The 6,269-nt window shown below is 65.1% G+C and carries 4 protein-coding genes and 1 rRNA gene; all 5 read right to left on the bottom strand.

Annotated elements, in window-relative coordinates:
* Positions 1 to 97: 97 nt before the first annotated feature.
* The 5 genes from WAS25_RS13315 to rrf all read right to left on the bottom strand — a co-directional run bounded on the left by WAS25_RS13315 (position 98) and on the right by rrf (position 6,264).
* Positions 98 to 958 (bottom strand): DNA cytosine methyltransferase, encoded by an 861-nt coding sequence (locus tag WAS25_RS13315; protein WP_422312897.1) that lies wholly within the window; start codon positions 956 to 958, stop codon positions 98 to 100.
* Entirely contained in the window at positions 955 to 1,572 is a 618-nt protein-coding gene (locus tag WAS25_RS13310; protein ID WP_422312895.1) for a hypothetical protein, read from the bottom strand. Before WAS25_RS13310 ends, WAS25_RS13315 begins: the two co-directional genes overlap by 4 nt.
* Complete coding sequence (gene ettA, locus WAS25_RS13305; RefSeq protein ID WP_422312893.1) at positions 1,569 to 3,254, bottom strand: energy-dependent translational throttle protein EttA; 1,686 nt, start codon at positions 3,252 to 3,254, stop codon at positions 1,569 to 1,571. The genes WAS25_RS13310 and ettA overlap by 4 nt, the downstream gene beginning before the upstream one ends.
* Positions 3,255 to 3,315: 61 nt before the next feature.
* Positions 3,316 to 6,033 carry a pyruvate, phosphate dikinase gene (gene ppdK, locus WAS25_RS13300; protein WP_422312891.1) on the bottom strand — a complete coding sequence of 906 codons (2,718 nt, stop codon included), beginning with the start codon at positions 6,031 to 6,033 and terminating at the stop codon, positions 3,316 to 3,318.
* A 115-nt stretch (positions 6,034 to 6,148) separates the two neighbouring features.
* A 5S ribosomal RNA gene (gene rrf / locus WAS25_RS13295) occupies positions 6,149 to 6,264 on the bottom strand.
* Positions 6,265 to 6,269 lie beyond the last annotated feature (5 nt).

Here is a 6,269-nt window from a genome sequence, read left to right as displayed (position 1 = left end):
CGCCCACCGTGGCCACCTCCCAGCCGAGCGGCGTGTCCACCGCGAGGGGGCCCAGTTCCGGAGCGAAGGCGGACAACAGAAGGCGCATGGCCTAATTCTACAGATGATCCAGGGCCCAGGCGGCCACAGGGATCGAGAGGCTATTGCCCAGCAGCCGGTAGCGGGCCTCCAGGGACAGGGCCTCCGGAAACCGGAATCCCTCGGGCAAACCCAAGAGCCGCGCCACCTCAGAAGGCGAGAAGCGGCGCACGCCACGCTCCGTTTTCAGGAAGGAGCCGCTGCCCACGAAGCGCCGTCCATAGCCACCGATGAAGCAGGCGCTGCGCAGATCGCCCGCTTCGACCAGATCCAGGCCTTGGTGGTGCCGGGCATCCTTGGAGGCGCGGAGGTACAGCCCTTCGTCCTCCACCGCATCCAGGAAATCCGAGATGGGGCGGGTCGGGAGCTGCGGTTGCGGCAGGGCCTTCAGGGGCTTCCGCGAGGCCACGATGAACACCCTGGGCCGCTGATTGGGCAGGCCGAAGTGGCTGGGACAGGCCTGGAGGTCCAGCTGATGCATGCCGTGGGCACGGAGGCGGTCCGATAGCAGTGCGTGGGCGTCTGAATCCAGAAAGCCCGCCACGTTTTCAAGCACCAGATGCTCGGGGAGGGTCTGGCGGAAGATCTCCATGAGGTGGAGGAAGGCCAGGGAGCGCCGGTCCTCCAGTCCTAGGTGGTTGCCCATGCGGCAGAATGGCTGGCAGGGCGGGCTCAGGAGCCAGCTATCGGCGGCGTGGGCCTCCAGCTCTGCCTGGGGCACGGTGGCCAGCTCCCGGGCCTTGGGGACGTCGCCATGGTTGAGCGCGTAGGTGGCGTTGGCCGCCTCGCTGACATCGTAGGCGGCCACCACCCTGCCCCGGTCTCCAAGGGCGCAGCGCCAGCCCCCCAGGCCCGAGAACAGTTCCAGGGCGCGGATCACCCGCAGCCGCCGCAGCCCCCCCCACAGGCGGCCGGCGCCAGGGTGGTGCCCTTGCCCATGGATCGCCCATCCAGGAATAACCCCACCGCCATCACCAGACTGACCGTGGCATCGGCCCAGTGAAACCAGCGCCCCAGGACGTTTGCCGCCAGCAAGAGAACCGCCAGGGCTGAAAGGGTGCGGGCCCGGTTGGCGTCCAGCGCCAAGGCCGGATGGAGACCCACCATGGGGAGCTTCAAACGCCACAAAATCGTCAGGCCGCCCACGGCCAGGGTCGCCATCCCCAGGGAAACCAGGCCGGCCTGAGGCGCGCGCTCCCCCAGCAGCGCAGAGATGGAGGCCATGGCCATCCCCAAGGCCAGGAGACGCAGGAGAAAACTGACGCTCCGGAGCGTGAGGCGCTCCCGGTCCAAACCGCTGTTTCCGAGGCCCGCCAGGATGCGCTGGTGCAGGCTCAGGGCTGGCGGCACCTGCAGGAGGCATGCTGCGCCGAAACCCCAGAGGGCCACGGCGCCCTCGGCCACGCCCACCCACAGAGCAACACACCCCAGGATGAGACCACCCAGGGCCGCCAGGAGGGTGAGGCCAGAGGCCCTGGAAACGGAATCCGTCATCGTGTGAGCTTGCGGTACTTGATGCGGTGGGGATCGAAGGGCTTCAAGCCCAGCACGTCCTTGCGGTACTCCTCGTACTGGCTGTAGTTGCCGTCGAAGAACTGCACCTGGGAGTCGCCCTCGAAGGCCAGGATGTGGGTGGCCAGGCGGTCCAGGAACCAGCGGTCGTGGCTCACCAGGACGGCACTTCCGGCAAACGACTCGATGGCCTCTTCCAGCGCCCGCATGGTGTTCACGTCCAGGTCGTTGGTGGGCTCGTCGAAGAAGAGCAGGTTGGCTTCGCTCTTCAAGGTGAGGGCCAGGTTCAGACGGTTCTGCTGCCCGCCGCTCAGTTCGGAGATCTTCTTCTGCTGGGAGTCGCCGCTGAAACCGAACCGGCTCAGCCAGGCGCGGGCGTTGATGAGCTTGCCACCCAGCTCGATCTGCTCGTAGCCGCCAGACACCGCCTCGAAGACATTCTTCTCCAGGTTGAGGTTGGCCCGGAGCTGATCCACATAGGCCATGCGGACGGTCTCGCCGAGGCGGATGCTGCCCGCATCGGGCTGCTCCTGGCCCGTCAGCAGGCGCAGCAGCGTGGACTTGCCGGCGCCGTTGGGGCCGATGACGCCCAGAATGCCGGCACGGGGAATGGCGAAGCTCAGGTTCTCGAAGAGCACCTTGTCGCCATAGGCTTTGGAAACGCCGTTCAACTCCGCCACCAGGTCGCCCAGGCGCGGGCCGCTGGGGATGTAGATCTCCAGTTCCTGCTCCTTCTGGCGCCCCTCCTCGCCGGCAAGCCGCTCGTAGTTGGCGATGCGGTCCTTGCTTTTCGCATGCTGGCCCTTGGGCGACATGCGGATCCACTCCAGTTCGCGCTCCAGGGTCTTCTGGCGCTTCTGGTCGGACTTCTCCTCGCGGGCCAGGCGCGCGTGTTTCTGTTCAAGCCAGCTGGAGTAGTTCCCCTTCCAGGGGATGCCTTCGCCACGATCCAGCTCGAGGATCCAGCCGGCCACGTGGTCCAGGAAGTAGCGATCGTGGGTGACGGCGATGACCGTGCCCTTGTAATCCTGCAGGTGCTTTTCCAGCCAGGCCACTGACTCGGCATCCAAGTGGTTGGTGGGCTCGTCCAGAAGCAGGATGTCAGGCTGCTGCAAGAGCAGCCTGCAGAGCGCCACACGCCGACGTTCCCCCCCGGACAGCACCTCGATCCTGGTGTCGGGATCGGGGCAGCGCAGGGCGTCCATGGCCTGCTCCAACCGCGAGTCGAGGTCCCAGCAGTCGTGGGCGTCGATCTTCTCCTGCAGCTCGCCCTGCCGCGCCAGCAGCGCATCCATGTCGGCGTCGGGATCGGCGAACTGGTCCCCGATCTCGTTATATTCCTTCATCCAGCCCACCTGCTCGGCGGCGCCCTCCTCAACGATTTCGCGCACGGTCTTGCCGGGATCGAGCAGGGGTTCCTGATCCAGGATGCCCGTGGTGTAGCCCTTGCTGAGCACCGCCTCACCGTTGAAGTCGTGATCGACGCCCGCCATGATGCGCAGCACGGTGCTCTTGCCGGATCCATTCAGGCCCAGCACGCCGATCTTGGCTCCGTAGAAATAGCTGAGGGAGATGTCCTTGATGACGGGCTTGTTGTTGTAGATCTTGCTGACCCGCATCATCGAGTAGATGATCTCGGGCTGGTCGCTGGTGGTCTTGGCCATGGGGAATCCGACAAAAAGGCCGCGCGTGGCGCGGCCTTAACAGGATAGCTGATCCGGGCGGCTACTGTTCCAGGGCGGCCTGGGCCGCAGCCAGGGTGGCGATGGGCACCCGGTAGGGGCTGCAGCTCACGTAGTCGAGGCCCACGCGGTGGAAGAAGCCCACGCTGCGGGGGTCACCGCCATGTTCGCCACAAACGCCCAATTTTATGCCCGGGCGGGTGGCTCGGCCCTTCTCGCAGGAGATGCGCACCAGCTCGCCGATGCCCTCCTGGTCGAGGCTCTGGAAGGGATCGTCCTCCAGGATCTTCTTGCCGACGTATTCCGGCAGGAAGCTGCCGGCGTCATCCCGGCTGAAGCCGAAGCCCATCTGGGTGAGGTCATTGGTTCCGAAGCTGAAAAACTCTGCCTCCGCGGCGATCTTGTCGGAGGTGATGGCTGCGCGGGGAATCTCGATCATGGTGCCCATGGGACAGGCGAACTGGGTGCCGCGCTCCTTGTTCACCTGGGCGATTTCATCCAGCATCTCGGTCTTCGTGTATGCAAGTTCCCGCACGGTACCGATGAGGGGCACCATGATCTCGGGCACGGCCGTGATGCCCTTGGCAGCCACATTCAGCGCGGCCTCGGCGATGGCCCGCACCTGCATGCGGATGATCTCGGGGAAGGTGATGCCCAGGCGACAGCCCCGGTGGCCCATCATAGGGTTGAACTCGTGCAGCTGGGCCACGCGTCGTTCCACGGTGCCGAGGTCCACACCCAGCACCTCGGCCATCTCCTTCTGGCCTGGCTCATCCTGGGGCAGGAACTCATGGAGGGGCGGATCCAGCAGGCGGATGTTCACGGGCAGGCCATTCATGGCCGTGAAGATGCCCTCGAAGTCCTCGCGCTGCATGGGCAACAGCTTGGCCAGCGCCTTCCTGCGGCCCTCAATGTCCGTGGCGAGGATCATCTCCCGCACGGCGATGATGCGGTCGCCCTCGAAGAACATGTGCTCCGTGCGGCAGAGGCCGATGCCCTCGGCCCCGAAGGCGCGGGCCACGGCCGCATCGTGGGGCGTGTCCGCGTTGGTACGCACCTTCAGGCGCTTGGCCGCGTGGCTCCAGGCCATGATCTTGGCGAAGCGCTGGTAGAGTTCGCTGTCCTCGGCCTTCAGCCGTCCATCGACCAGCACCTGGTTGACTTCGGAAGGGTGGGCGCTGAGCTTGCCGACGAACACCTCGCCGGTGGAGCCATCCATGGAGATCCAGTCCTGGCCAGCCTTCAACTCCTTCTCGCCGACTCTCACGATGCCCCGGGCCAGATCGATCTGGACCGCAGAGGCACCACAGACGCAGGGCTTGCCCATGCCGCGGGCCACCACGGCCGCGTGACTGGTCATGCCGCCGCGGGCGGTGAGGATGCCCTGGGAGGCGATCATGCCCGAGATATCCTCTGGACTGGTCTCGACGCGCACCAGCACCACGGGACCCTCCTGGGCCATCTTCTCGGCCTGGGCGGCGGTCAGTGCGATAAGCCCGGTGGCAGCGCCAGGTCCGGCATTCAGCCCCTTCGTGAGCAGCTTCCCCTCCTTCCGCAGGCGGTCCTTCTCCCGAGGATCGAAGACCGGGGCCAGCAGTTGGGAAAGACTGTCCGCATCGATGCGCTTGAGGGCGGTCTTGCTGTCGATGAGGCCTTCGTCCACCAGGTCGATGGCGATGCGGATGCCGGCCATGGCGGTGCGCTTGCCGTTGCGTGTCTGGAGCAGGTAGAGCTTGCCGCGCTCGATGGTGAACTCGATATCCTGCATGTCCTTGAAGTGGGTTTCCAATCGCTGGCAGGTGGCATCCAGTTCCCTGAAGGAGTCCGGCATGACCTCCTCCAGGCTCTTCAATCCGGTGCCTTCGGCCTGGGACCGAGTGATGGGCTGAGGCGTGCGGATGCCCGCCACCACGTCCTCTCCCTGGGCATTGATGAGGTACTCACCATAGAACAGACGCTCGCCGGTGGACGGGTCGCGCGTAAAGGCGACGCCCGTTCCGCAGTCCTCCCCCATGTTTCCGAAAACCATGCTCTGGACATTGACGCCGGTACCCCAATCATCAGGAATGCGGTGGAGGCGGCGGTAAGTGATGGCCCGCCCCGTGTTCCAGCTCTCAAAGACGGCGCGGATGGCGCCCCAAAGCTGGTCCATGGGGTCCAGCGGAAATGGATGTCCCGATTCTTCAAAGACGATGTCCTTGAAGGCGGAAACGAGCACCTTCCAGTCCTCTGCACTCAGGTCCGTATCCAGGTGCTTGCCAAGCCGTTCCTTGGTGCGCTCAAGTTCCGCTTCAAAGAGCGCATGCTCAACCCCAAGCACCACGTTGCTGTACATCGTGATGAAGCGGCGGTAGGAATCCCAGGCGAACCGGGGGTTGCCACTGGCCTTCTCGAGGGCCAGCACTGTCTTGTCATTGAGCCCTAGGTTCAGGACGGTGTCCATCATGCCGGGCATCGACACGCGCGCGCCGGAGCGCACAGAGAGCAGCAGTGGGTTCTCGGTGGAACCGAAGCCGCAGCCGCGAGCGCCTTCCAGCCAACGCAAGGCGTCCATGACTTCCGCCTTCAGCTCATTCACCAGCTGTCGGCCATTGGTGTAGTATGCGTTGCACTGCTCAGTGGTTAGCGTAAAGCCTGGAGGGACGGGGATGCCGAGGCCGGCCATCTCGGCCAGGTTGCAGCCTTTCCCACCGAGCAGGTTGCGCATGGCTGCGCCTCCCTCGTTGCGGTTACCCCCGAAGGTGTAAACACCCTTACCCATCAATGCCTCCATGCGGTGGTCCCAGTGTATCCGGCGCGAAACGCAAAAACCCCCGCGGATGCGGGGGTTCGGTACGCAAAAACGGGTCACCTCGTGGGGTGACCCGTTCGTTTTAACGTCGCAGCGACCTACTTTTCCACGCATGTGATGCGCAGTATCATCGGCCCTCCAGGTCTTAACGGCCGTGTTCGGGATGGGAACGGGTGTGACCCCTGGGGAAAAGCCACGACGAAGGG

This window comes from Geothrix sp. (assembly GCF_049292215.1).
Lineage (GTDB): Bacteria > Acidobacteriota > Holophagae > Holophagales > Holophagaceae > Geothrix.
Note: the sequence above shows the minus strand (reverse complement) of the source record. Positions and strands in the feature narration are given on the sequence as shown.

Bases quoted from the DNA above. Each gene is read 5' to 3' on its own strand.
- WAS25_RS13310 (WP_422312895.1), bottom strand. From the start codon at position 1,572: ATGACGGATTCCGTTTCCAGGGCCTCTGGCCTCACCCTCCTGGCGGCC.
- ettA (WP_422312893.1), bottom strand. From the start codon at position 3,254: ATGGCCAAGACCACCAGCGACCAGCCCGAGATCATCTACTCGATGATG.
- ppdK (WP_422312891.1), bottom strand. From the start codon at position 6,033: ATGGGTAAGGGTGTTTACACCTTCGGGGGTAACCGCAACGAGGGAGGC.